Raw genomic sequence first — 23274 nt, 5'->3', positions numbered from 1 at the left:
CCCCCCCCCCCCCCCCCCCCCCGCGCCGGCGTTCGCTTCACGTCGGCGTACGCCGGTCACCTGTCAACCGTCGTCTCACGCGCTCGCCCGGGCGGGCGGAGTCCTGGCCTGCAGACCGGGCAGAACCCCTCCGCGGGCCGATCTCTGCATATGCGTGCGGCAATTCATGGCCAAGGCTTCGCCTCAGGCATGCGCCGACGAAGCCGGGAGCGAGCTCGCCCGATCCGAGAGGTGAGCCATGAGCGAGCAGAACAACGATGTCGGCCGGAGCGCACGGGGCCTGCACCAGGCGATGTCCGGGCTGGCGGGGCCGCTGAGCTCCGGTGTCAGTCCCCCGCTGGATTTCACCGCCGCGCCGCGCGCGGCCGGCGAGGCGCGGTCCGTCCTGATCCTGGGCGCCGGCGTCGGCGGGCTGACCGCCGCCTACGAACTGGGCAGGCTCGGCTACCGGTGCACGGTCCTGGAGCCCCAGCAGCGCGCCGGCGGCCGCAACCGCACCGCCCGAGCCGGCGACGAACTGTACGAGCTGGACGACACCGGCGTCCCGGTGCGGACCCACACCTGTGACTTCGATCCCGGCCTCTACCTCAACCTGGGCCCCGGGCGCATCCCCTACCACCACCGCCGCGTCCTTCGGTACTGCGCCGAGCTCCAGGTCAAACTGGAGCCGTACGTCATGGAGACGACGGCGAACGTCCTGCACCGCACGGGACACACCCCGCCCGAAGCACCGTGGCGCAACCGGCGGATCGCCAACGACACCCGGGGCCATCTCGCGGCACTGCTGTCCGCCACTCTCGACACGGACGACGAGCAGTCCGAGCTGCTGCGCAACCTGCTGCGCAAGTTCGGGGACCTGGACGAGGAAGGCAAGTACGCGGGGTCCACCCGCTCCGGCTACGCCGAGCCGGTGGAGGTGGACGAGTTCCCGACCCCCGCGGCGCCCCCGCTGGCCCTCGCCGACCTCGTCGCCTCGGAGTTCTGGGATTACTCTTTCTACCAGCCGGTCGACCATCTGTGGCAGGCCACGATGTTCCAGCCGGTCGGCGGCATGGACAAGATCGTCGAGGCGCTCACGAAGACGATCACCGGGCAGTACGACGTCGCCGTCGAGCTGGGAGCCGAGGTCACCGGGATCCGGCTGACGGACGCCGGGGTCGAGGTCAACTACGTCCAGCGCGGACAGACGCGCACGGAGACGGCCGACCTCTGCGTGAGCAACATCCCGCTGCCGGTCCTGAACAAGCTGACGCTGACCGGCTTCTCCCCGGAGTTCCGGCACTCCGTCGGCCTGGTGGGCTTCGCGCCGACGTGCAAGGTCGGCTGGCAGGCGAACCGGAGGTTCTGGGAGGACGACCGCAACCAGATCTACGGCGGCATCAGCTGGACCGACCACCCCATCACCCAGATGTGGTACCCGTCCAACGACTACTTCTCAGAGACGGGCACCCTCACCGGGGCGTACAACTTCGCAGACAACGCGCTGGACCTGGGCAAGCGCGAGCCCGCCGACCGACTCCGCTTCGCCCAGGAGGGCGGGGCACAACTGCACCGGGAGTTCAACGACCGCGGCACCGTGCCGGTCGAGCTGGGCGTGAGCATCGCCTGGCACAAGGTCCCCCACCAGCTGGGCGGCTGGGCCGACTGGGACCCCTCCGACCCCGACCACATGCTCGCCTACAAACAGCTCCTCCAGCCCGAGGGCAACGGCAGCTTCTACGTCGTCGGAGACCAGGCGTCCCCGCTGCCCGGCTGGCAGGAGGGCGCGATGATGTCGGCGCAGTACGTCGTCGCCCAGATCCTCGGCCTCCTGCCGCGCACCGCACCGGACACCGTCCAGGTCCCTGACGCCACCGCCCTCACACAGGGCCTCGTCTAGGGCCTGTGTGACGTCGTGATCAATCGGCGGATCCGGTAGGAAGACGATCGTGAGGCGCAGCCAACTCAACGACGGGCAACGGCAGTTGATCGAGCGCCGTTCCTGCCGATAGGCGAGTACGGCCCGTACCCTGAGCGGCTGCGGGAGCAGTTCGAGGGGGTGATCTGGCGGTTTCGCACCAGCAGTCAGCGGCGGAGACGCCGGGTGAGTTCGGTCCGTGGCCGACGGTCTACGGCCGCTTCCGCGTCCGGAGGGACGCCGGCGTCTTCACCGCGTTGCTGGAGGGCGTGATCGCTGAGGCCGCCCTCCAGGGGCAGACGGACTTGTCCCTGGTCAGCATGGACTCCACCACCGCCCGCGCCCATCACGACGCCGCCGGGATGCGCATCGGCGAGGAGGTCATGAACGCCCTTGAAGAAGCCGCCGCCGGCCAGGACCCTTCGGTGAGTCGGGCATGGAAGGCATCGTCGCGGTGTGACGCCGTACTGCCACAGCGGACGGACGGTGGAGACGCCGTCAGGGCGGGACCCCGACGTTGACGTCGGCGGCCCGTCCTGACGGAGAGCCATCCGACGCCGACCTGTATGGGGTGTTGTCCTGACGCCTCATCGACCGGTCGGCTCGTAGAAGACGTAGGTCGCGGTGTAGGGCACACCGGTCTGGGCTCCCGCCTCGCAGGGACCGGTGGGCGCCACGCCCCCTCGTGTGTTCAGGCGCTGGATGTAGGAGACGGAACCGAAGAGCCCCTGTCCCCGGTCGGCCGTGGCCTTGAGCAGCAGTTCGGGGACGGCACCGGCACGAGGGCTGCTCGCACCGGGCACGGCGGCGGCGTTGACGGCGCTGCCGTCCACGGTGGAGACCCACACCGGGCCGCGCGAGTGGAGGGCGACAGGCCGGTGGCGCCGGTCACGCACGTCCGACAGGGTCGCCGCCGGTTCGACGAACGTCCAGGCGCCGTTGGTGCAGGCATAGGTCTGCACTCCCTTCGCGGCGAGTTCGGCGATCCTCTTGTTGCCGTCCGGCACCCGGAGTTGGGGAGCGACCGGGGTCGCGTGCGACCGCGCGACGGCGCGCGCCTCGGCGGTCGGCCTGTCGGACGCGTGGCTGACGGCCGCGGCGGCGATCACCGAGGCGGCCGCGGTGACGATACTTCCCGCCGTCAGGGCGGCGCGCTTGCTGAAGAGCATGGGAAACGACTCCGGTATCGGTAGGGAGAAGTGCGGACCACCGTCACGAGCCGTCAGGAACCCGGTCCGCGCACACTGTTGGACAGTAGGGGCGGATGACCGCCTGGATGTCGTGGCGAGGTGACTCGTAAGGGATCCGAAAGGAGTCGGACGGCCGACAGCTGTGTGACCCTGCACCTTCACCCCGCGAAGGACTCCGAGCACGACGAGACAGGCTCCGGGACCTCCGGCCCTGCAACCCCCCTGGCTTCGGGCCACGCGACGAAACTCCACGAATCGTCCCCCAGCTCGCTCCGACAGTTCCAACTGGTCGGACGCGTCCCGATGCACAGCGCCGGCTGCTCGCGGACCTCGGTCTGTTCGAGTGAGGGATGGTCGGTGGCCGGTCGACGCGCTGCGCGGCCTCCAGGTGCTGCCGGGCGGGATACGGCTGTCTGGTCGCGTGCTCTGCTTCGTCTCGCTTCGCTCAGGAGACAGGCTCGGGAACGTCGCCCGGCCTGACCGGCACGATCTCGACACGGGTGCAGCCCACGGCTTTGAGTTCGGTGCGGCGATGCTTCGCGGACCGTTTGTCGTACCTGCCGGCCGACGCCTGCGGGGCGCCGTCCGGATCGGTCCACAGCAGACCGTAGTACTGCATCACGCTCGTCATGGAGATCATCACTTCCCCTCCTTCGACGACCGTAAGCACCCCGCGAATCGCCCATTTACCATCACACGGCCACCGCCGCGGCAGGTTCGCCTTCTTCAGCGTCATGACGCTGTTCACCGCGCTGCCGGCCGGATGGGGGCCATGACCTGGGGCAGGAATGCATCAGGGCCGCCGGAACGGCCGACCAGACCAGGAGCCCTGCACCCCGGACGGTCACCCGGAAGGCAGGTCCGCAGCGACGTGTACCGGGTAGCGGCCTGGATGCCGAGGCCGGACAGGTCGCAGATCATCAGCGGGAACAGGCGTGCCTCCGGTGCCCCGTGCACACCACCACGTGGCATACCCGCAGCGCACGCACAGTCTCCGGCGCCCCTGCGAGCCGGCGCAGCGCGAGCAGCCGACGTTCGGTGTGTGGCCGATGGGGTCGGGCGGGTGCAACGCAGCCGATAGGCCGGCCCGACCGGCGACGATCGGGGTAAGCGGCGCCCAAGGCCGCATCCCGGTCTTCACCGCGGAGACGGTGTGACCGAGAGCCTGCCCGGGTGGTTTCACGGGCAGCGGCTTGCTCGCCTCTATCGGGCGAGGGGGGCTTCGTCGCTCGCAGTCAGGTGTCGGGCCAACACGCGGGTGGTGCTGCCGTCGTCCTCTGCGATGTTTCGGACATGCTCGAAACCGATTTTGTCCAGCAGGGTCAGTGACGCCTTGTTCGGTGCGGCTACGGTGGCGTAGACGGTGGCCAGAGCGAGGGTGTCGAAGCCGTACGCGACGATCGCCTGTGCCGCCTCGGTCCCCAGGCCATGCCCCCATGCTGCCGGGGCCAGGGCGTAGATGATCTCGTGGCCTGCGACGACGTCGGTCGGCTTGATCTCGGCATGCCCTACCAGGAGTCCGTCCCGACGGACAGCCCAGACGTCGAACAGGTCGTGGGCATAGACCTTCGTGAAGATCCGCCTGAACAGGGCACGGTCTGCGTCTTGGGAAGCAGGGCCGTCGCCCATCCACTGCGACACCCTGGTGTCCTGGAACAGTGCGACGAAGTCCTCTTCGTCTTGTGGGATGTATGGCTCGAGCAGCAGCCGCTCGGTGCGCAGAGTCGGGGTCACAGACGGCGACGCTACTCACACGGGATCCAGGCCGGCAATCCGCTTTCCTCTGCGCGGAAAACGTCTTCCGCGTCGCCATGCCGGCATCGCCCGGCGCCGCAGGGCGTGCCGTCGTGCGGCGCCGTTTATAGGGTTGCCCGCCCGAGCCGAGAGCCTCTGGCTGCTCTGTCCGTGTTCATCGTCGGCTGCGGGGTCCTGTGTCGCCGGATCGGCCGGCGGCGATGCCGGGCAGGTCAGTCCCATTGGTCGTCCGCGAGGGAGCTGACCGGCTGGGGCTTGCCGATGACGGCCAGGGCGATGAAGAAGTTGATCTGACCGATCGCGATGGTGAGGGTGGCCAGGGCCTTCTCGTCGTAGTGCTTGGCCACCTCGGCGTACAGCTCGTCGCCGACGCGCTCCCTGCCGTGCGGGGCGGGCTGGAGAGCGGCCTCCACCAGGGCGAGGGCGGCGCGCTCGGCGTCGGTGAAGTACGGGGCGTCCTGCCAGGAGGAGACGGCGGTGATGCGCTCCTCGGACTCCCCCGCCTTGCGCAGGAGCCCGGTGTTCAAAATGGTCAGGTAGGTGTTGCCGACGATCTGCCCGGCGCGCAGGTGGACGAGGCTCATCGTGGTGCGGGGCACCGAGCGGTTGCCCGTGGCCCGGAAGAGGGCGGCGCTGACGTCGTTCAGCTCGGGCACGAGCTGACCCGGGTCGGGCATCCGGGAGATGGAGGTGTTCGTCATGGCTGCTCTCCTTCGCGTCGCCTGGTCGGCGTCTTCACAGCATTGACGGCACGGCGCACGCAGATGTGACAGGAACCAGCCCGCGAACGGGTCGGTGCGGGTCAGGTGGTAGGCGGTCAGCTGTTTGCGGAGCTGGCAGGGGGTGGCGTCGGTGAGGTCGTGGGTGTCGGCGAGGCGGGTGAGGACGGGCAGCGGGACATGCAGCTGGTGGTGCACGGTGGCGGTGGAGCGGGGCCGGCTGTGCGGCGGCTTGGGGGGGGCGTGCGGGCGGACGGTCATGCAGTGGGGCGAGCTGGCCGGTCAACGGTTTTGGCGGGCCCGGGGCGGCCCGCGCGAACCATGCGTCGGCGGTCGGGGCGCGGTCGTCCACGGCGAGGCCGCGGAGGGTAGGGAACTCTCCCGGGAGGCGGGCTGACAGCCTGATCCGGGTCAGCTGGTCGGCCAGGGGCGCGGGGACGGGGCCGCCGGGGTGTCCTGCCCTCGCCAGCAGGATGCACAGGCCGGGCCGGGCGCGTCGTTTCTCCACTCCCACGGAGTGACACCGCTCCCGGTCGTGCTGCCTACGGCCGAGCAGTACGCGTATCGCCGGCGCCGCGGCCTCGGGGTCGCCGTGGGAGACCCCGAGGCCGTGGCGTGCCATGGGTGGGGCCTCATGTCGAAGCGGGGGCCAGCACCTCGCCGGGATGGCCAGGGCGGCCGCCGTCGGGCCCTTTGAAGTGGGTGGTGTGAGGCCGGAGGCGCTGCGCAGTGCGGACGCGCGCGCCGACCTGAATTGACAGGTTTTGCACACGGGGCGAACCTGGAATCAGGCGCTCTGAACGGCCTCTCAGAATTCTGTATTGCAGCCAGACTTGCGTTCGCGTTCGTCGACTCCGGCTGCGCCTGAGAGGAGACGGGGACGAGCCGATCTCCATGGTCGAGGTCAGCGTCTGCCGACCCGACCTCACGCTCATCGACCACGCCTACGCCCAGGTTCGTGCAGCGTCGACGTGCCCGTCGGCGAGAGGGGCATCGTCGGGTTCGACACCGACACCCATCACTTGCTCAACCCCGCGGACAGCCGGCAGCCGTCGTTGGTCGCCGAGGCGGTCGCCGACGACGCCGTTCCGCTCGACCGCCATCTGGTCTCTGCGGGCCAGTCCGCGGATGCGGCCGCCCGGGCCGACGCCTGATGGGCCGTGCCTGACCCGGCTGATGGCCGTCGTGCCGCATCTCCTCCTCGTCCGGCCCCCTGACGAGCTGTTCCGCGAAGTCGCGCAACTGAAAGGACGGCGTCATGCCCGAGAAGAACGTCGGCGACGATGACGTGAAGGCGGTCATCGAGAGGACCGACACCGGCGATGGACCCGGCACCGACAACCTTGACGACCTTCCGGAGAGCGACTTCGTCGGCTCCGCCGAGGACGACGCGGCGGCCGGCCAAGCGACCGCCACCATCCCTTACGACTGTCCCGTCGCGAACTTCATCGACGAGCTCAGCGCGACGGGCCACGTCACGCACACGTCGTACAAGAAGACGTCGGTCACCCTGCACCACAACGCCGGCCGGCTCTCGCACCAGGATGTGCTCGACGTCTGGACGGTGCGTCCGGCTTCCGCCCACTTCGACGTGGACGCCGCCGGCGCCGTCGCTCAGTACGTCAAGGTGCACGAGTACGCCTGGGCCGTCGGCAACACGGCCGGCAACCAGAGCTCGGTCAGCATCGAAATGGCGAACGCGACGCTCGCGCCCGACTGGACGGTCGGCGAGGTCACCTGGAAGAACGCTGCACGTCTCGCCGGCTGGCTTTTCGCCGAGGTGATCGGCGAGCGCCCGAGCGGGAGCAACCTCTTCTACCACCACCACTGGTCCTCGACCGTCTGCGCCGGCCCGTACATGGACCGGATCTACGACGAGGTCCTGGCCGCGGCGCAGGCGGCGTACGACCACTTCCAGGACACACACCCCACCCTCCAGCCGGATGCCGAGCCGGTACCGGTCGAGCGCCGTCGCTGACCGGTCGGGACGAGGCAAGGCCCGCCGAGTCGAGTTCGGTGTCGGTGGCGGCGCGTGCCTTTTCCGGGAGCCGGCCGGTCAACGTTTCCGGCGGGCCCGGGGCGGCCCGCGCGAACCATGCGTCGGCGGTGGGGGCGCGGTCGTCCACGGTGAAGTGGCGGGCGGTAGGGAAGTCCTGGAGGAGGCGGGCCGGCGGCCTGATCCGGGGTCAGTCGGCCGGTCAGGGTCGCGGGGACGGGGGGGCCGGGGGTGTCGTGCACCCGTCGGCGGGATGTGCCGGCCGCGGCGGGCGCGTCGTCTCTCCTCGGCAGAATGAGTCACATGGCCGTAGACGGGGACGCAGCTTTCACACTGCCGCGAGGCGCCACGGGTTTCTTCCGGCCGAGGGATGGGCCGCTGCCGGAAACCGATCAGCGGACGTTCCGGGCAGCGCTGTATGCGGCCGCCCGGGCGGCCGGAGGCCAGGTGGGCGAGACAGAGGAACGGACGTACCCTCGTACGTTCCACAGCGCGGCGGTCATCGAGGGCGCAGGCGAGTGCGTCGTCCTGTGTCACGCCCACCACCCCTGGATCGCATTCGCTCGAGAACGCCGGGACTGGTACACCGAGGAGTTCCTCGCACCGCCGCCGTGGGCCCAGGCCTTTACCGACGCGGGGTTTGTCGTGCTTGATCGCGCGCAGCTCACTCTGCCGCTCTCGGACGTCGACACGTCGGTCCTGACCCGGGGCGAGTGGCGCGAAGTCCGCTTCTACGGCGTCACCACATTGGGCGGAGTGCTCTTCAACGCATGGGACTGACGTCCCAGCAGGACTCCGTGCCCGGCACTGGACGATCAACGTCAGGTGAGGGCCCGTTTCCCATCCTTGCTCTGCAGCTGGTGCAAGTCAGCAGCACTCTCCACTTGTTGGATCTGGCCTCGGCCCGTCCGACTCGGGAATGCGCAGGCTGAGGCTTCACGGGCTCCAGCCGCAGCCGCCGGGTGGGCCAGGGTGGCGGGTCGGCCGGGTCGAACCAGATCCGGGCGTCCTCCCGGGTGGGGACGGGCAGGCGGGGAAGGTCGTTCTCGGCGTGCTCGGTGCGGTGCAGTGCGTGGCCCGGGCTCAGGTGCCGGGCGGCGTACGCGTCGAAGTCGGCCGCGTCGGCGGGACGGCAGGCTGTCGCGAGCACCTCGCTCGTCCCCGGCTCCGGCGTGAATCCCGGGCCGGGCAGCAGCAGGACGTCGTCGCTGTCGGTCATGGTGGCGTTGGCGGCGTCGCGGTGCTCCCGCCAGGCCGGGCCGGTGCAGAACGCCTCCAGCGCGCGCCGGCGGTGCGCCATGTCGGACAACGCGCGCAGGCAGACGAAGCGGTCCGGGTCGTCAAGGTCGCGGAACCGGCCGTCGACGGTGATGCCGGCCGCCTGCTGAGCGGTCACGAACTCGCGCTAGAACAGCTCGATCAGCGTCTCCCGGGCGCCGGAGTGAGGGTGTACTGCCGGAGTTCGACGATGCTCATGCGGTGGCCTGCCCGGTGCGCGTGAGGTCCGTGGTCCAGTCGTCGTGCATGCGCCGCAGGTCAGGGCCGGTACCGGGGCGTCGAGGCGCTCGGTGCCGCTGGTATCCCGCTGCACGGCGCCGCCGGCCGCGCCGGCGGCCATCGGCGCTTCTTTGGGCTCCGCCGCGCGGAACTGAAGTGGCTTCAGGCGTGAGAAGTTGGTCTGGCTCCGCCCTGTGCTCGTGGCGCCGCATGGATCTTGGGCGTCGGGTCAGGGTCCGGTGGGAGGTGCGGGGGAATGAGTTTCCGGCTGGCGGCGTACGCCGTGTGCATCGAGGGCAGGCGGGTGCTGCTCGCCCGTCACGTGCCGCCGGAGGGCGAGAGCTGCTGGACCCTTCCGGGTGGCAGGGTCGAGCACGCGGAGGATCCGTTCGACGCGGTGATCCAGGAGGTCGCGGAGGAGACCGGCTGCGATGCGGTGGTCGAACGCCTGCTGGGTGTGGACTCCCGGGTGATCCCTGCGGCCGAACGTGCCATCGCCGGTAGGCCGGAGCATCAGAATGTCGGCGTCTTCTACCGGGTTCGTATCACCGGCGGCCGGCTGCGGCCGGAGTCGAACGGCGAGATCGCTGAGTCGGTCTGGACTCCGATTGCCGATGTCGCTCGTGTGCGCCGGTCATCGCTGGTCGATGTCGGCCTCTCCCTGGCGCGGACGCTTCCGGCGACCTGCCGCGTCGCTGCCGTCCCGGTCGGGGGCCTGATCCAGCACTGAGGGGGATCAACATCCGAACTCCGATGCCCGCCGCCGAGGCGGAGGACGCCGTCAGGCCCTGCCAGGGACAGCAGCACAGCGCGCCGACGAACGGTCGGCAGCCGTCGGCCGGGGGCTGTCGGGCGGGGCCCGTGCTTGGTCACCCGGCGGCGGCCAGCCGACGCCGCAGCTCCTCCTCCGAGACGTCTTCCACATGGGTCAGGAACACCCACATGTGACCCGAGGGGTCCTTGAGGATGACAGTGCGGTCACCGTGAAACATGTCGGTCGGCGGCTGGAGGATCTCGGCGCCGGCAGCCTCTGCGCGCAGCGCCAGGCCGTCGACGTCGGGCACGAAGACATGCAGCGTGACGGAGGTGCCACCGCCTAGCGAGGTCGGCGCGGCGAAGGAGGCGGCCTCCGCCTCGTCCACGCCGGCGTCGCCCAGCATCAGCACCGAGCGTCCGATGCTGATCTCGGCGTGCAGAATCCCGCCGTCCGGAGCGTCGACCCTGAAGTCCTCGCGAGCCCCGAACGCGCGCCGGTAGAAGTCGATCGCCGCGGCGGCGTCGTCGACCATGATGTGCGGGATCACGGCATAGCGGTAACGGTCGGGGATCTCGGTATGAGCTGTGCTCCGGGCCATCACGAGCCTCCCTGGAAGACACCGCCGGTCTCTCCTGCGGCACTGGGACGAACCTAGAAGCTCAAGCTTGGTTGAGGTCAACCGCGGGCGCGCCGGGCGGCCGCGCGTGGCCGTCCGGGCCGGTCTGGATCGTCGGTGGCGGCTTGGACAGGTCCGGCCCATGTCCCGCACCGCTGAGCGGCCCCGGCCATGAGCGTCGGCTGGACGCGGCGAGGTCGGTGACGCGGTACGAGACGAAGAGCGTCTTCACGCGGCCTCCTCGGGTCGATGCACCCGGTAGCGAAGATGCGTGACGTCTCGGTCCTCGAGCCGTCGGACGAGGTCGAGTTCGATGTGATCGCTGCCCAGGTGCTCGAACAGCCGTCGGCCGTCCCCGAGGAGGACCGGAACCAGGTGGATCTCCATCTCGTCCAGCTGCCCGGCTCGCAGAAGCGCCTGGGCCGCCCCCGCCCCGTGGACCATGACGGGCCGCTCCCCTGCGGCTGCGCGAGCCTGACGGGCGCAGTCCTCGGCATCGGTGACGAAACGCGCGTGGCCGGGCGGCACGTCCCCGTCGTCCACCCGGTGGGTGAGCACGAAGATCGGCACGCCGTCGTGGTGATCGCCCTGCCAGCGCCCGGCGAGTTCGAAGGTCCGACGGCCGGAGATCACCGCGCCGGTCGCCAGCGCCTCGCGGTAGACCTGGCCGCTCGCACCGTCGGAGTCCCGGTCGTCGAGCCAGTTGAAGAGCCGTCCACCGTTGCGTCCGAGCTCCTGCCCTGGCCGATCGTCCGGGCCGGCGATACAGCCGTCGAGCGACATCGACATGTACAGCCGAATCGGATTGTTCATCCTGGCCTCCCTCTCTCCTCCATGGCACCGGGACCCGGCGTCTGCTGATGCGCCGACGGGGCGGGCTTGCCGCAGGGAGGACTTCGGGCGACCGGCAGACTCATCGGCTCGACGCGCCGGACCGACGCCGGACCGACGCCGGACCGACGCCGGGCTGAGGGGGCCGGGCTGAGGGGACCGGGCTGAGGGGACCGGAGTCGTGACCCGTCAATCGACGGCGGTCGTTCAGACTGTGCGGCTCGCGCCGCGTTCGGCGAGGCGGCCGCGCCCGAAGCGGGCTCCGGCACGGACCGGGGCGACGAGGCGGGGGGCGTGGGCGGTCGGGGTGGGGCGTCAGTCGGCCCGTAGACCGACCGCCAGGGTCAGTTCAAGGACCCGGTGCGGCGATGCGAGGTCCGGGAACAGCTCCCGCAGCTGTGACATGCGGTACCGGACCGTCTGGGGATGGACGAACAGCGCCGCCGCCGCCTCGTCGCGTCTGCCCTGGTGCAGCAGCCACGCCCGCAACGTCTCCTCCAGCCGTCGTGCGGTCGCGACGGGCAGGGCCCGCAACGGTGCGAGGGCTCGGGCGCGCAGGTCTGCGAAGGCGTCGGCGTCGGCGCTCAGCACCAGCTCGGGCAGGTGGTCCTCGGTGTCGCGGATGTCGCAGGAGAGGGAGCGTGCGCGTGCGGCTCGTGCGTACGAGGCGGACGCGCGAATCCACGGGCGGGCCGGGCCGACCACGGCGGTGCGGTCGGTCAGCTGCCGCAGGAGATGCGACCGGTCGGCGTCGGGGACCAGGAGCACACCGGTGGCGTCCGGGGTGTCGTCGAGGACGAGGGTGCTCGGGTCGAGCGTGCGGTAGGCGGGCCGGGCCTGGGCGGCGGGCAGCAGGACCGCGGTCAGTGAGACCGGAGGCTGCCATCCGGCCCGTTGGGCGGAGGCCAGCAGCACGTCCGGGCTCGCGCCGGCGAGGAGGTCGCGGGCCAGGTGTTCCAGGTGGCGCTCGTGGGCTCTGCCCCGGGCGGCCAGTTCGTCGGCGTGGCCCGCGGCGCTCGCGGCGGAGAGCTCGTCGATGTAGGCGAAGGTCAGCTCGGCGAACTTGGCGACCTCGGCGGCGGGCAGTCCTGCGGGCACGGCGCCCGCCGCCAGGCAGCGCCAGGCCACGCGGGCGCCGACGCGGTAGGCGCTGAGCAGGGCGTCCATCGAGCGGCCGTCGCGTACCTCGCCGCGGCCCAGCTCGTAGGCCGCGTCACCGGCGTCGCCGCCTGTCGCCTTCCCGCTCGCGAGGTCCAGGTAGTGCCCGAGGGCGGTGCGGACGGCTCGGCGGATGGTGGCGCCCATGTGACCCGACAGGGCGCCTGCGTAGGGCGGGACCTCGTCGATGATCGCCTGGACGACCTCGTCGGCGGTGGTCCTCAGCTCGGCCCGAAGTGCGGTGACCGTCGTGTCGTCCAGGGCCAGCTCGCTGGCCCTCCGGATTGCATGGCTCACGTTTTTGTTCCCTGCGAACAATTCAGTCGACCAGATTTACGTCTTGCGGTCAGGACTTTACGCCTCGCGGCGCAGCAAGCTGGAGTCATGACGAGTGCAGCCCTCCGCAGCAGGGCGTGGAAACTGCTGGAGATGGTCACGACGCCGCTGCTGCCGTCGGACTACCTCGACCTGGTCAGCCCGCTGCGTGCGGGCGCTGACCTGCGGGGGCGCATCGAGGCGGTGCACCCCGAGACGGGTGACGCCGCGACGGTCGTGATCAGGCCGGGACGGGGCTGGCGCGGCCACACGGCCGGCCAGTACGTGCGGATCGGGGTCGACGTCGAGGGGGTGCGCCTGTGGCGCGCCTACTCCATCACCTCGCCGACCGGCCGCCGGGACGGCCGCGTCACGATCACCGTGAAGGCGATCCCGGACGGCAAGGTCAGCAACCATCTGGTCCGCAGGGCGACACCGGGCACGCTGATCCAGCTCGACCAGGCGGCCGGTGACTTCGTGCTGCCGCAGGCCGAACCGGCCAAGGTGCTCTATCTGACGGCCGGCAGCGGCATCACGCCGGTGATGGGCATGCTGCGCGACACCGAGTTCGACGACGCCGTCATGGTCCACTGCGCGCCACGGCCGCACGACGTGATCTTCCGCGACGAGCTGCACGCCCTGGTCGCGGACGAGAAGCTGCGGCTCACCGAGGTGCACACCGACACGGACGGCATGCTCGACATCGCCCGTCTCGACGAACTCGTGCCCGACTGGGCCGAGCGCGAGACCTGGGCGTGCGGGCCCGCGGGCCTCCTCGACGCCGCCGAGAAGCACTGGAGCGAGCACGGCGTCGCGGAGCGCCTGCACACCGAGCGCTTCCGCCCCGGCATCGTCGCCGCCGGCGACGGCGGCGAGGTCACCTTCAGCGCCACCGGCAAGACCGTCGACGCGGACGGCGCCACGCCGTTGCTGGACGTCGGCGAGGAGGCCGGCGTGCTCATGCCCTCCGGGTGCCGCATGGGCATCTGCTTCGGCTGCGTCACGCCGCTCAAGGCGGGCGCCGTCCGCGACCTGCGCACCGGCGAGATCACCGAGGCCGAGCCGGGCGTCCTCATCCAGACCTGCGTGTCCGCCGCCGCGGGCCCCTGTGACATCGAACGGTAGGAGCACCTTGACCGCCATCGACCCCACCGCCCACCTGACCGCGGAGCAGATCGAGGAGCTCGGCCGCGAGCTGGACGCGATCCGCGACGAGGTGATCGCCGGCCGTGGTGAGAAGGACGCCGCCTACATCCGCAAGGTCATCTCGGCGCAGCGCAAGCTCGAGCTGGCCAGCAGGGGCGTGCTGCTGTTCTCGTTCTTCCCGCCCGCGTGGCTGATCGGCACCGCGGGTCTGTCCGTGGCGAAGATCATGGACAACATGGAGATCGGCCACAACATCCTGCACGGCCAGTGGGACTGGATGCGGGACCCGAAGATCCACTCCACCACCTGGGACTGGGATCACGTCTCGCCGGCCGATCAGTGGAAGCACTCGCACAACGAGCTGCACCACACGTACACCAACGTGATCGGCAAGGACAACGACCTCGGCTACGGCATCATGCGCGTCGACGAGGACCAGAAGTGGCACCCCTTCCACCTCGGCCAGCCGCTGTGGAACTTCCTCAACGCCTGCTTCTTCGAGTACGGCATCGCAGCGTACGACCTGGAGCTCGGCAAGAACCTGCACAAGCGCCGCCGGGGCAACCCGGAGTTCCGGGCGCGGGCCAGGGCCGTGGGCCGCAAGATCCGCAAGCAGGTGCTCAAGGACTACGTGATCCACCCGCTGCTGTCGGGCCCGTCGTTCCTCACCACGCTCGCCGCCACGTTCACCGCGAACCTGGTGCGCAACGTCTGGACCCATTCGGTGATCATGTGCGGGCACTTCCCCGAGGGCGTGCAGGTCTTCGAGCGCCGGTCGATCAGGGGCGAGACGCGCGGCCAGTGGTACCTGCGCCAGATGATGGGCTCGGCGAACATCAGCGGCAGCAAGGCCATGCACTTCATGACCGGCAACCTCTCGCACCAGATCGAGCACCACCTGTTCCCGGACCTGCCGAGCAACCGGTACGCCGAGGTCGCGGTGAAGGTGCGCGCGCTGTTCGAGAAGTACGAGCTGGAGTACGTCACCGGGCCGCTGCCCAAGCAGGTGTTCTCCGCGTGGCACAAGGTCTTCCGGCTCTCGCTGCCGAACAGGAAGAAGCCCGCGGTCAAGACGCCGGAGCGCGAGCAGGAGCTCGTCGCGGCCTGATTCCCGGCAGGCGCCCGTTCAGATTCGTTCGCACCGTGCCCGGCGGCGGCGCCGCGGGGACTACGGCTCACCCCACCGGGTGCAGTACTGACTGCCCTCGGACGGCGCGACGTACATGGACGGGCACCGGCTCTGCCCCTGGTAGCGCACCCGCAGCTCGTCGGCGTGGACCGTGGCCGGCTCCACGGTCCGGTCCGCAGCCTCCAGCGTGGCAACGAGCATGCGCACCCCCTCCAACGTGGGCTGCTGCTCCAGCCGCACGGTTCCGCCGCGGCTGACGTCTTGGCCGATCGACAAGGCCGAGATGGTGTAGGGGTACTGGCGCAGGGCCCGCCTGTGACCGCCCACACCCACTCGGTCGTCTCGGCGAGGGCATATCCGGTTCGCCGAGGGACTGCTCTCCGTGGAGGGAACTCGTGCAGCCGGTTGAAGTCGATCTCCCTCTGACGACGGCCGGTGGCTGCGTTGCGGTCGTGGCCCGCCGTCTTACAGTGCTCCCGCTTCAGCTCCCAGAACGCCGCCCGCACCGTTGTGACGGGCTCGGGCAAACTGACCGGCTCGGTCAGGCGACGAGCTCGACCATGACGGTCGCCGTGCCGGGCACATGCCGGGCGTCGCCCCGGTAGGTGACTGTGTACTGGGGATACGTCATCCAGTCGGGCGGGGTGTCACTGAAGCTGAAGGTGCCGTCCCGTTTGACCTTCACATCCGGCAACTCCACGCCGTTGCGGGTCACCGTGACCGTCTTGTACCTGGGGAAGGGGGCCAGCGAGGTCAGTTTCCCGGTCACGGCGACCGGCGTGCCGACAGGGTTCGTCGGAGGAGCGGACAGTGCGATCGTGCTGGACGCCTTGGCGATGTCGGTGATGATGTCGAGAACCACCTCGCCCGAGTAGGGGAAGCGGGTGGTGAACAGCCTGTTGCCGTCGGGCGCCCAGGCCACGCCTCGGTCGAGCAGATCCGCGTATCCGGGCGACAACGCGACCGTGCGGTACGCGGCGGTCTCTCCTGGGCGGTAGATGCGGACGTCCCACTCCCCTCCCGCCACGATTCCCGCGGCGACCGTGCCGTGGGAATCGACAGCGACGGAGTTGGGGTAGGGGCCGGTGTCGTACTGGGTCTCCTCCGCCAGGTCCGACAAGCGCCACCGCTGGTGGTAGTAGTTACCGCCGTTCGCAGTGATCACACTGCGGCCGTCCGGCGTCACGGCCATGTCCTCGACATCGCCCACGGCTTCGCTGTAGGCGGTCTCATGAAGCATGCCGGAGCCCACGTCGTACACGCGCATGCCCAGCGCGCCCTGACTCTGCGCGGCGACGAGCCGGTCAGGCGCGCCCGGCGACGAGGCGAGTCGCGGCTTGCCGTACCACACGGGGTTGTCGTCCAGGCTGACGGTCGGGGTCGCCTCGGCGATGGCGACCGACCCGATGCCGGCTTCGAAGACGGTGGCCCGGTAGCCGAAGAACAGCCGGCCGCCGGCGAGGGCGACGCTCTCCGGTTCAGTGTCGGCCCCGGTCGAGATGCGCCGCGTCTCGGTCAAGGTCGCCGTGTCGACGACGGAGATCGCGTCAGCGTCCGGGAGCGCCACGTACAGGGTGGACTCGTCAGCCGACTCGGCCATGCCCCGCGCCCCGTCGAGACCCTCCACCTTCTTCACGACCTGCCCGTCGTGGTCGGTGGCCAGCACGGCGTCGTCGCCGGGCGCGCTGATGTACACATGACGACTGTCGGCGAGGGTCTGCCAGTGTGACCGCACGGGCAGGACGATGCCGCCCTGGGACTGTGCCGCTGCTGTGCCGGGGGGACCGAGCAGATTGCACGACGCGGCTGCCAGCACCAGCGCGACACCCGCCGCGCGTCTTCGTAAACCCATCGTAGGAGCCCCTTCGAAAACTGATCCGGCCGTACGGGTGCGGCCGGCTGAGCAACTGTATTGACGTGGACTGAGATTGGGCACATGGTTTTGTGACTGGCATGGTTTGTGGTCGCGTGTCATCAGCCGCAAACGGCGTCTCGCTACATAGTTGGCCGCGGCCGCCACGCTCCCCAAGCGGTCACCTACCGTGTCCGGCGCGTCGAGCGGCTCGTCAACGCGACACCGCAACATGCGAGCCCCCACCAGTCCTGAGGCTGTATACCAGTGGTCGCAACCTGAGCTGCGTGCCCACCGCAACCGACACGATCCGACCACCGACAGCGGATGCTCCCGACCTACTCGGATACTGATCTTGGGTGCAGTTGACCGAGGATTGCGATGGAGGTGCGGACCATCCCGACGGCCAGCGGCGGGGTGAGCACAGCGTGGGTGAGGTCGCCGTGCGCGTACCGGTTTCGGATCGGCCGCCCGCAGGAGTCCAGCAGGTCGAACTGGTCCTGCGTGAGGAGGCCGTCGGCCAGGGCCTGCTTCAGATGGTTGGCGAGGGTGCCCTTGCCGTAGCGGTCCGAGAGTGCGGCCTCGATGGCGATGATGGATGTCGCGGCGCCGACCATCATGAACTCGTAGCGGTAGTAGCTCATCCGGATCAGTTCGCGGGCCGTGGTCAGGACGCGCTCCGCCGCCTCGGGCAGACCGGGCGGGAGGACGAGGTCGCGGACCAGATCGTGCATGTCGGCAAACTCGCCAGCCCAGTGGCGGAATCGCGAGTCCGGTACGGGCCACGGCAGTTCGGGCGTCTCGCTCATGCCTCGGATTCTGGCAGCCTGTTCCGCGCGAGCAAGCGAATAACAAGGAGGATCACGTTGCAGCGCTGGCGGTCGTACGGGACCTCCATGAACGGGGCAGTCGGAGTACGGCAGGGGCGTGCCACTGACCGGCGCCGCTACGCGGCCCGCCACAGGACTTGGCCCCATCCCGGGAAGCGGCCGGGCTCGGGCCAGCGAGAACGGTTGGCTGTGACAGTGCTCAGTCGACAGGCCGCTGTTCAGTGCCCGGGGCGCAGGGAGACGACGATGTCCTCGGCGACCGGGGAAGTCCGCGTGGTCGGGCTCCGGGTCGAGAACGGCAGGTCGTGCTCGGCCGGCCAGGACTTGGCGGTCTTCTTGATCTCCCGTCGCTCGGGCAGCGTGACCATCCTGGACCGGCCGCCCACGTCCTTGGGATGCAAAGACCCCGAAGCCGTCGGCGTCGGAATCGTGGATCGAGTCCCGTGCCCGGTCGGGGCCGGTGAACGACAGCGCGGCGTCCGCGCGACCGGCATGCCCTGCGCGGACGGCAGCGCCGTCTGCGCACGCCGCCAGGTCGCCGCCGAACCCGTGCCTCTGCGGATGATCCGCCACAGGCGCTGCCCCTCGGCGTCATCGGTCTCGCGGGCCTGTACCGGTTCTGCCGCCCGCACAGCCTGGCAATAGCGCGCCGTCCGGACCAGCGTCCGGACGGCGTGTCACGTCCGGTCAGGGCGCGATGACGAACTCCAGGGTCGCTTGCGCGAGGTCGGTGAGGAACCGGGCATGGTCGAAGCCCTCGGCTTCGGCCATGCCCGGCGGAGGCGTGTTCATGAAGCTGAAGTGACCGGCCCCCGGCACGACACGGAGGTCGACCTCGGCCGGTGCGCCCTGCAGGAGGACGGCCTGCTCGACGGGCGTGACGGTGTCCCTCTCTCCCGCGTAGACGAGCATCGGCGCCTTCACCGCGTCCAGGGCGCCCGGAGCGGCGAACCAGCCGGCCGCGGGGGTGTACAGGACGAGGCGGCTGACGCGTGGCTCATGGGGGACGTCCAGCGGCCTGCCGTCCCGTCCCCAGGGCGTCGCACCGGCGAGACAGAGGCCGGCCCATCCGCCGATCGAGTGGCCGACCACCACGACAGGCGCGTCCTCGGGCGCCCACCGGTGGAGGGCCTCGATCAGCCCCGCCGGGCGGGCAACAAGCTCGGCGGTGGTCGCCTCTCGGGCGGCGAAGGGCTCGAAGCGGGGCGCGATGACCTGGCAGTCATGGGCTGCCAGGTGCTCCAAGAGGGGCCGGTGACGCTCCGGGTCGCCGCCTGCTCCCGCCGCGAAGAGAACGACACGCTCACCGTTCGTGGGACCAAGTGTCAGTGCCTGCATGTCGTTCCTTCGCCACAGTGCCGTTCCCCGAAGCCGGCCCGCGGGTCACGCCTCGCTCATTGACGGCCTCAGGTTAGCGCGCCGCGGATCGCGGGATTCGAACGGCTCGCGTTGCGTCAGCAGGGGCGACGTCGCCTGAGACGGCGCATCGGGAGCCCTGGGGTCTGCGGCCTCCCGCGTGAGCGGCTGCGCGCGGCGTCAGCGTGCGAACTTCTCGACGGCCGCCGGGGTGACGGGGGTGAAGAAGTTGACGAGGTTGCCGTCGGGGTCGCGGAACAGCAGCGACCGGTTGCCCCAGGGCATCGTGGTGGGCTCGTTGACGAAGTCGGTGACGAAGCCGGTCAGGTTCTGGTGAACGCGGTCGACGTCGTCGACGAGGAACTCGGTGATCACGCTGTGGTTGTCCGCCGGGCGGGCAGAGCCCGGGGCGAACAGCGCGACCGTGCGGGTGCCGGCGATCGCGAGGGTTGCGCCCGCGGTCCTGAGTTCGGCGAAGTCCTCGGTGGCCCGTATCGCCTGCATCCCGGTGGCTCGCTCGTAGAACTCGACGAGGCGTGCGACGTCGCCGGTGATGATGCGGATCGAGACGAAGTCCATGGGAATCTCCTTGGCCGTGCTGGAGGTGTGCACGTCGCAGGCTAGGAGAAATAGGGGACAGAATCGGTCCTGTATTCGCGTTAGGCTGCGAACATGCCACGACCCACCGGCCGCGTACTGACGCTCCTGGAGCTGCTGCAGTCGGGCGGCACCCGGACGGTGGCCGAGCTCGCCGACCGTCTCGGCGTCGAAGGGCGCACAGTGCGGCGGTATGTGGGCCAGCTGATCGACCTGGACGTGCCCGTGGAGTCGGTGCGCGGCCGCTACGGCGGGTACCGGCTGGCTCCCGGCTACCGCTTGCCTCCGCTCATGCTCAGCGACGACGAGGCGCTGGCCGTGCTGCTCGGCCTGGTCGCCGGCCGCCGGGCAGGGCTGACGACGGCGGAGCGCACGGCCAACGAGACGGCGTCAGCGAAGATCCGGCGGGTGCTGCCCAAGCACATCGCCCGCCGGCTCGACACCCTCCTGGAAGCTCTCGCCTTCACGGATCAGCCCGGCGAGTCGGATCACCCGGGCGCCGGGCTCCTGCTCACCGTCGCCGACGCGGTGCGCCACCGTCGGCCGGTCTCGATCCGCTACACCGACCGCGACGGACGGCGCAGCGAACGCACACTGCACGCGTACGGGATCGTCGCCCATGCGGGCCGGTGGTACGTCACGGGCAAGGACGCCCAGGTCGGCGACGACCGAACCTTCCGGCTCGATCGCATCGCAGACGCGAGGACCCTGCCCGGCTCATTCGAAGCGCCCGTGGGCCTCGATCCGGCGCAGCGCGTGTTGTCGGGATTCGCCACGGCCGAGTACCGGCATGAGGTGACCTTGCGGATCCACGGGACAGTCGAGCAGATCCGCGCGCATCTCCCCGCCGGCGTCGCGAGCCTGGAGGAGCACGAGCCCGCGGCCGGCCGGGACCCGGCGACCGAGCGCTGGCTGCGCGTGGAGCTGCGGGCGCAGCGGCTCGACTGGTTGCCTCGGACACTCGCCTCGCTCGACCGGCCGTTCGTCATCGAGCGCCCCGCTGAACTGCGCGACCTCGTCATCGCGCTCGCCGATCGCCTCACGTCCTGCGCCCGCCGGGCCTGACGGCGAGGGCGAGGAACCCATGCCGTGAGACGGCACGGCCAGGGAGGTGATCGACGCGATCGCGTTCGCGTGCCGTACGGGGACGCCGTGCACGGAACCCGGACCCGGAAGAAGGCCGTGCCGGCGGGCAGCGGGCGTGGCCGGCCCGCGGGTCGGCCACGTCGGCGGCCGTTCAGGTCAGGGGCACAGGCCGCGGTCGGAGTTGTAGTAGACGTCGATCGAGCCGCTCCAGGTCATGCACAGGCCGGGCGCGGGGAGGTCCTTGTACACGGGGCCGGCGAAGGTCGTGTAGGAGCCGGCGTCCCGCTCCAGGGTGCTGCTGGTCGGCCAGGTGTCCAGGGTGACCTCCATGAACACGCGGGCGCCGGGCTTGTTGCGCACCGTGACGGCGCACCACTGCTTGTCCGCGGAGCTGTAGGCGACGTAGGTGGTGGCGGCCACGGTGGTCTGCGAGGAGTTGACCGGGGTCGACGTGAAGACCTCGTACCCCTTGCCGCAGGCTCCGTTGTACGCGCCGGCCGTGGCGGCCGAAGCCGGTACGGTCGCGGCGAGCGCGCCACCCAGAGCCAGGACGGCGACGGCGGCGGCGGTGACCGCCTTGTGTCGGATCGACTTCATGACGTTGTTCCCCCTGTTGGTCTCACGACGGGACGGCCGGTCGGCGCCGCCCACGCACAGTGAGACCGCACAGGGCCGCCGACCGTTGTGGGCTTCCTTGTCGCGGTCCTGTCACTGCTGTCACAACTGCCGTTACGCCCACCGTGCGGCGTCCGGCCGTACCTGTGACCCGCGCCGGGCGGTCCCGTAAGGAGCCCCCGCCGGCGGCCCCCGGCCCGCCGGGGCGCCGGGCAGGTCGCATCGTCGGGCCGTGCGGACGTCGACCGTGCGTGGATCTGCGGGGCATCAGCTCACCGGGCGGTGGGGGAGGTTCTCGACGGCGCGCAGCCGGTGGACGGGCGCGGTCCTGGCCTCGGAGGGGGCCTGGGAGGGGTGCGCCGGGGGCTTTGTCCGGGCTTAAGGGCGGTGGCGGAGGCTGCTGTTCATGTCTGATCCTGTGATCATCGTCGGTGGGGGCGCGGCCGGCCTGATGCTCGCCTGCGAGCTGGGGCTGGCCGAGGTTCCCGCCGTTGTCCTGGAGCGCCGCGCCGAGCTGCCCGAGCGTTCGGGCGGCATGCTCCTCAACGCGCACATCGCGGACTTTCTGCGGATGCGGGGGCTGGCGGGCCGCTTCTTCGGTCCGGACACCCCCACGTGGGGCCGGTCGCACTTCGGTCTCGTCTACCGGGACATCGACGGTGAACTCGCCGAGACGGACTACGACTTGATCGTGCCGCAGTGGCGCAGCGAGCAGCTTCTGCGGGAGCGCGCGCTCGAGCTGGGGGTCGAGGTGCGCCTCGGCGCGGAGGTCGTCGGCGTCGAGCAGGACGCGGGCGGGGTGACGCTCGCGGTGGCCGGGCCGCGGGGCGCGGAGCGGATGCGCGCCCGGTATGTCGTGGGGTGCGACGGGCCGCGCAGCGCCGTGGCGCAGGCCGCCGGGTTCGACTTCGACGTGCTGGCCCCCTCCTATTACGGCGTCATCGCCGATGTCGTCGTGGACGACGAGTCCCAGGCGCTGTTCAGGGCCGGTTCGTATCCGTGCGGCCAGTTCGGGGTGCTGCCGGTGAATCCGGCCGACCCCTCCGAAGTGCGGCTGATGACGGTCGAGTTCGACCGTGAGCCGCCGAGCGGCTCCGTGCCGGTGACGGTCCACGAGATCCGCTCCACCGTCGAGCGGATCACCGGGCGGGCTCCGGATCTGGGGGCCGTGCGGTGGATGACGCGGTACGGGAGTCCCACCCGGCTGGCACGGCGCTACCGGGTCGGCCGGGTCTTCCTCGCGGGGGACGCCGCCCATCCGCATCCGCCGTCGTCCGGGCACGGGATGAACACCGCCGTGCACGACGCGGTGAACCTCGGCTGGAAGCTGGCCGCCGCCGTGCGCGGCTGGGCCCCGGCCGGGCTGCTGGACACGTACCACGACGAGCGCCGGCCGGTCGGTGAGCGGGCGTGTCGCCGGGCGCTCGCCCAGATTCCGCTGCAGACGCCGCTGGAGCAGGCTGCCCCGTTGCGGGAGATCTTCGCCGAGCTGATGCGGTCCGACGACGTCAACGCGTTTCTCGTGCAGTACGTGACCCGGGTCCGCTACCCCTTCGCGGGGGACGGCGGGCCGGCTCACCCGCTGCTCGGGGCGGTGTTGCCCGACGTGTCGCTGAGGACGCCGGACGGGGTCGTTCCGGCCGGGCCCTTGCTGTCGTCGGGGCGTGGTCTGGTCCTGGGGCCCGGGCCGTCGTCGGGTGAGGGCGCTCTGCCGGATCTGTCGGCGTGGGCGGACCGGCTGGACGTGGTGGTGGCCGAGCCGTCCGCGGAGCTCGGCGCGGAGGCCGTGCTCGTGCGTCCGGACGGGCACATCGCCTGGCTCGGGCCGGCCGGCGCCCATGACCGGTTGCTGCTCGCCGTCAAGACCTGGTTCGGCTGACCGGCGGCGGCGCCCGTCGGCGCGGTGGGCGGGGGCGCTCCGAAGCGGGGCGA

General features: G+C 70.7%; 25 protein-coding genes and 1 pseudogene. 10 read left to right on the top strand and 16 right to left on the bottom strand.

The features are described from left to right. Nucleotides 1-238 precede the first annotated feature (238 nt). Together ACN6LD_RS31110 and ACN6LD_RS31105 are read left to right on the top strand one after the other, a co-directional pair. The gene (locus ACN6LD_RS31110) at nt 239-1879 is read left to right on the top strand and encodes a flavin monoamine oxidase family protein (RefSeq protein WP_445044942.1); all 1641 of its coding nucleotides are present in this window, start codon (nt 239-241) and stop codon (nt 1877-1879) included. 49 nt (nt 1880-1928) lie between these two features. Beyond that, a pseudogene (locus ACN6LD_RS31105) lies at nt 1929-2316 on the top strand (transposase); the annotation flags it as partial. Nucleotides 2317-2484: 168 nt separating this feature from the next. Here ACN6LD_RS31105 and ACN6LD_RS31100 read toward each other — a convergent pair. From ACN6LD_RS31100 to ACN6LD_RS31085, 4 genes are all read right to left on the bottom strand, one after another. Next, nucleotides 2485-3066 (bottom strand): DUF3455 domain-containing protein, encoded by a 582-nt coding sequence (locus ACN6LD_RS31100; RefSeq protein ID WP_445044941.1) that lies wholly within the window; start codon nt 3064-3066, stop codon nt 2485-2487. 466 nt (nt 3067-3532) lie between these two features. Then, nucleotides 3533-3823 (bottom strand): hypothetical protein, encoded by a 291-nt coding sequence (locus ACN6LD_RS31095; RefSeq protein WP_445044940.1) that lies wholly within the window; start codon nt 3821-3823, stop codon nt 3533-3535. A gap of 467 nt (nt 3824-4290) precedes the next feature. Beyond that, nucleotides 4291-4821 carry a GNAT family N-acetyltransferase gene (locus ACN6LD_RS31090; RefSeq protein WP_445044939.1) on the bottom strand — a complete coding sequence of 177 codons (531 nt, stop codon included), beginning with the start codon at nt 4819-4821 and terminating at the stop codon, nt 4291-4293. Between the two features lie 233 nt (nt 4822-5054). Then, nucleotides 5055-5543, bottom strand: a complete 489-nt coding sequence (locus ACN6LD_RS31085) for a carboxymuconolactone decarboxylase family protein (protein ID WP_319191939.1) — start codon at nt 5541-5543, stop codon at nt 5055-5057. A 989-nt stretch (nt 5544-6532) separates the two neighbouring features. On the opposite strand from ACN6LD_RS31085, the gene ACN6LD_RS31080 reads away from it, so the two are divergent. From ACN6LD_RS31080 to ACN6LD_RS31070, 3 genes are all read left to right on the top strand, one after another. Further along, nucleotides 6533-6715 carry a hypothetical protein gene (locus ACN6LD_RS31080; protein ID WP_445044938.1) on the top strand — a complete coding sequence of 61 codons (183 nt, stop codon included), beginning with the start codon at nt 6533-6535 and terminating at the stop codon, nt 6713-6715. A 104-nt stretch (nt 6716-6819) separates the two neighbouring features. Then, the gene (locus ACN6LD_RS31075; RefSeq protein ID WP_319191936.1) at nt 6820-7539 is read left to right on the top strand and encodes a peptidoglycan recognition protein family protein; all 720 of its coding nucleotides are present in this window, start codon (nt 6820-6822) and stop codon (nt 7537-7539) included. A gap of 321 nt (nt 7540-7860) precedes the next feature. Further along, on the top strand, nt 7861-8337 hold the full coding sequence (locus ACN6LD_RS31070) for a hypothetical protein (protein WP_445044937.1): 477 nt from the start codon (nt 7861-7863) through the stop codon (nt 8335-8337). On the opposite strand, the gene ACN6LD_RS31065 is transcribed toward ACN6LD_RS31070, so the two are convergent. After that, on the bottom strand, nt 8321-8953 hold the full coding sequence (locus ACN6LD_RS31065) for an NIPSNAP family protein (protein WP_445044936.1): 633 nt from the start codon (nt 8951-8953) through the stop codon (nt 8321-8323). The genes ACN6LD_RS31070 and ACN6LD_RS31065 overlap by 17 nt on opposite strands. A gap of 357 nt (nt 8954-9310) precedes the next feature. Between ACN6LD_RS31065 and ACN6LD_RS31060 the strand changes: the two genes are divergently transcribed. Further along, nucleotides 9311-9784, top strand: a complete 474-nt coding sequence (locus ACN6LD_RS31060) for an NUDIX hydrolase (RefSeq protein ID WP_445044935.1) — start codon at nt 9311-9313, stop codon at nt 9782-9784. Between the two features lie 139 nt (nt 9785-9923). On the opposite strand, the gene ACN6LD_RS31055 is transcribed toward ACN6LD_RS31060, so the two are convergent. From ACN6LD_RS31055 to ACN6LD_RS31040, 4 genes are all read right to left on the bottom strand, one after another. Beyond that, nucleotides 9924-10409 carry a VOC family protein gene (locus tag ACN6LD_RS31055; protein WP_445044934.1) on the bottom strand — a complete coding sequence of 162 codons (486 nt, stop codon included), beginning with the start codon at nt 10407-10409 and terminating at the stop codon, nt 9924-9926. A gap of 61 nt (nt 10410-10470) precedes the next feature. Next, complete coding sequence (locus tag ACN6LD_RS31050; RefSeq protein ID WP_445044933.1) at nt 10471-10659, bottom strand: hypothetical protein; 189 nt, start codon at nt 10657-10659, stop codon at nt 10471-10473. Continuing rightward, nucleotides 10656-11240, bottom strand: coding sequence for a dihydrofolate reductase family protein (locus ACN6LD_RS31045; RefSeq protein ID WP_445044932.1), 585 nt, complete (start codon nt 11238-11240; stop codon nt 10656-10658). The genes ACN6LD_RS31050 and ACN6LD_RS31045 overlap by 4 nt, the downstream gene beginning before the upstream one ends. A 333-nt stretch (nt 11241-11573) precedes the next feature. Beyond that, a complete protein-coding gene (locus ACN6LD_RS31040; RefSeq protein ID WP_445044931.1) occupies nt 11574-12713 on the bottom strand; it encodes a helix-turn-helix domain-containing protein in 1140 nt (379 codons plus the stop codon). Nucleotides 12714-12800: 87 nt separating this feature from the next. Between ACN6LD_RS31040 and ACN6LD_RS31035 the strand changes: the two genes are divergently transcribed. Both ACN6LD_RS31035 and ACN6LD_RS31030 read left to right on the top strand, forming a co-directional pair. Beyond that, entirely contained in the window at nt 12801-13856 is a 1056-nt protein-coding gene (locus ACN6LD_RS31035; RefSeq protein WP_319196009.1) for a ferredoxin reductase, read from the top strand. A gap of 7 nt (nt 13857-13863) precedes the next feature. Further along, a complete protein-coding gene (locus ACN6LD_RS31030; RefSeq protein ID WP_319196008.1) occupies nt 13864-14985 on the top strand; it encodes a fatty acid desaturase family protein in 1122 nt (373 codons plus the stop codon). A 60-nt stretch (nt 14986-15045) separates the two neighbouring features. On the opposite strand, the gene ACN6LD_RS31025 is transcribed toward ACN6LD_RS31030, so the two are convergent. The 6 genes from ACN6LD_RS31025 to ACN6LD_RS31000 form a co-directional block, all read right to left on the bottom strand. Then, the gene (locus tag ACN6LD_RS31025; RefSeq protein ID WP_319196006.1) at nt 15046-15282 is read right to left on the bottom strand and encodes a hypothetical protein; all 237 of its coding nucleotides are present in this window, start codon (nt 15280-15282) and stop codon (nt 15046-15048) included. Between the two features lie 265 nt (nt 15283-15547). Next, nucleotides 15548-16858 carry a hypothetical protein gene (locus ACN6LD_RS31020; protein ID WP_445044930.1) on the bottom strand — a complete coding sequence of 437 codons (1311 nt, stop codon included), beginning with the start codon at nt 16856-16858 and terminating at the stop codon, nt 15548-15550. A 338-nt stretch (nt 16859-17196) separates the two neighbouring features. Next, on the bottom strand, nt 17197-17667 hold the full coding sequence (locus tag ACN6LD_RS31015; protein ID WP_319196002.1) for a hypothetical protein: 471 nt from the start codon (nt 17665-17667) through the stop codon (nt 17197-17199). Between the two features lie 239 nt (nt 17668-17906). After that, nucleotides 17907-18320 carry a helix-turn-helix domain-containing protein gene (locus ACN6LD_RS31010; protein WP_445044929.1) on the bottom strand — a complete coding sequence of 138 codons (414 nt, stop codon included), beginning with the start codon at nt 18318-18320 and terminating at the stop codon, nt 17907-17909. 55 nt (nt 18321-18375) lie between these two features. Then, nucleotides 18376-19026, bottom strand: coding sequence for an alpha/beta hydrolase family protein (locus ACN6LD_RS31005; protein ID WP_445044928.1), 651 nt, complete (start codon nt 19024-19026; stop codon nt 18376-18378). 198 nt (nt 19027-19224) lie between these two features. Next, nucleotides 19225-19623: a VOC family protein gene (locus ACN6LD_RS31000; RefSeq protein ID WP_319195998.1), complete on the bottom strand. Its 399-nt coding sequence runs from the start codon at nt 19621-19623 to the stop codon at nt 19225-19227. Nucleotides 19624-19716: 93 nt separating this feature from the next. Here ACN6LD_RS31000 and ACN6LD_RS30995 point away from each other — a divergent pair, with 93 nt between their 5' ends. After that, entirely contained in the window at nt 19717-20706 is a 990-nt protein-coding gene (locus ACN6LD_RS30995) for a helix-turn-helix transcriptional regulator (RefSeq protein ID WP_319195996.1), read from the top strand. Nucleotides 20707-20883: 177 nt separating this feature from the next. Here the strand turns inward: ACN6LD_RS30995 and ACN6LD_RS30990 are convergent, their stop codons facing one another. Continuing rightward, nucleotides 20884-21324, bottom strand: a complete 441-nt coding sequence (locus ACN6LD_RS30990) for a hypothetical protein (protein ID WP_445044927.1) — start codon at nt 21322-21324, stop codon at nt 20884-20886. Between the two features lie 424 nt (nt 21325-21748). Here ACN6LD_RS30990 and ACN6LD_RS30985 point away from each other — a divergent pair, with 424 nt between their 5' ends. Continuing rightward, nucleotides 21749-23221, top strand: coding sequence for an FAD-dependent monooxygenase (locus ACN6LD_RS30985; protein WP_445044926.1), 1473 nt, complete (start codon nt 21749-21751; stop codon nt 23219-23221). Nucleotides 23222-23274: the final 53 nt, after the last annotated feature.

Source organism: Streptomyces sp. SAS_272 (genome assembly GCF_052543235.1).
This window is presented reverse-complemented; position numbering and strand designations above follow the sequence as displayed.

What these genes read in the sequence shown, in the direction of transcription:
- ACN6LD_RS31110 (WP_445044942.1), top strand. Translation starts at nt 239, where the DNA reads ATGAGCGAGCAGAACAACGATGTCGGCCGGAGCGCACGGGGCCTGCAC.
- ACN6LD_RS31100 (WP_445044941.1), bottom strand. Translation starts at nt 3,066, where the DNA reads ATGCTCTTCAGCAAGCGCGCCGCCCTGACGGCGGGAAGTATCGTCACC.
- ACN6LD_RS31095 (WP_445044940.1), bottom strand. Translation starts at nt 3,823, where the DNA reads ATGACGCTGAAGAAGGCGAACCTGCCGCGGCGGTGGCCGTGTGATGGT.
- ACN6LD_RS31085 (WP_319191939.1), bottom strand. Translation starts at nt 5,543, where the DNA reads ATGACGAACACCTCCATCTCCCGGATGCCCGACCCGGGTCAGCTCGTG.
- ACN6LD_RS31075 (WP_319191936.1), top strand. Translation starts at nt 6,820, where the DNA reads ATGCCCGAGAAGAACGTCGGCGACGATGACGTGAAGGCGGTCATCGAG.
- ACN6LD_RS31070 (WP_445044937.1), top strand. Translation starts at nt 7,861, where the DNA reads ATGGCCGTAGACGGGGACGCAGCTTTCACACTGCCGCGAGGCGCCACG.
- ACN6LD_RS31060 (WP_445044935.1), top strand. Translation starts at nt 9,311, where the DNA reads ATGAGTTTCCGGCTGGCGGCGTACGCCGTGTGCATCGAGGGCAGGCGG.
- ACN6LD_RS31055 (WP_445044934.1), bottom strand. Translation starts at nt 10,409, where the DNA reads ATGGCCCGGAGCACAGCTCATACCGAGATCCCCGACCGTTACCGCTAT.
- ACN6LD_RS31045 (WP_445044932.1), bottom strand. Translation starts at nt 11,240, where the DNA reads ATGAACAATCCGATTCGGCTGTACATGTCGATGTCGCTCGACGGCTGT.
- ACN6LD_RS31035 (WP_319196009.1), top strand. Translation starts at nt 12,801, where the DNA reads ATGACGAGTGCAGCCCTCCGCAGCAGGGCGTGGAAACTGCTGGAGATG.
- ACN6LD_RS31020 (WP_445044930.1), bottom strand. Translation starts at nt 16,858, where the DNA reads ATGGGTTTACGAAGACGCGCGGCGGGTGTCGCGCTGGTGCTGGCAGCC.
- ACN6LD_RS31015 (WP_319196002.1), bottom strand. Translation starts at nt 17,667, where the DNA reads ATGAGCGAGACGCCCGAACTGCCGTGGCCCGTACCGGACTCGCGATTC.
- ACN6LD_RS31005 (WP_445044928.1), bottom strand. Translation starts at nt 19,026, where the DNA reads ATGCAGGCACTGACACTTGGTCCCACGAACGGTGAGCGTGTCGTTCTC.
- ACN6LD_RS31000 (WP_319195998.1), bottom strand. Translation starts at nt 19,623, where the DNA reads ATGGACTTCGTCTCGATCCGCATCATCACCGGCGACGTCGCACGCCTC.
- ACN6LD_RS30995 (WP_319195996.1), top strand. Translation starts at nt 19,717, where the DNA reads ATGCCACGACCCACCGGCCGCGTACTGACGCTCCTGGAGCTGCTGCAG.
- ACN6LD_RS30990 (WP_445044927.1), bottom strand. Translation starts at nt 21,324, where the DNA reads ATGAAGTCGATCCGACACAAGGCGGTCACCGCCGCCGCCGTCGCCGTC.
- ACN6LD_RS30985 (WP_445044926.1), top strand. Translation starts at nt 21,749, where the DNA reads ATGTCTGATCCTGTGATCATCGTCGGTGGGGGCGCGGCCGGCCTGATG.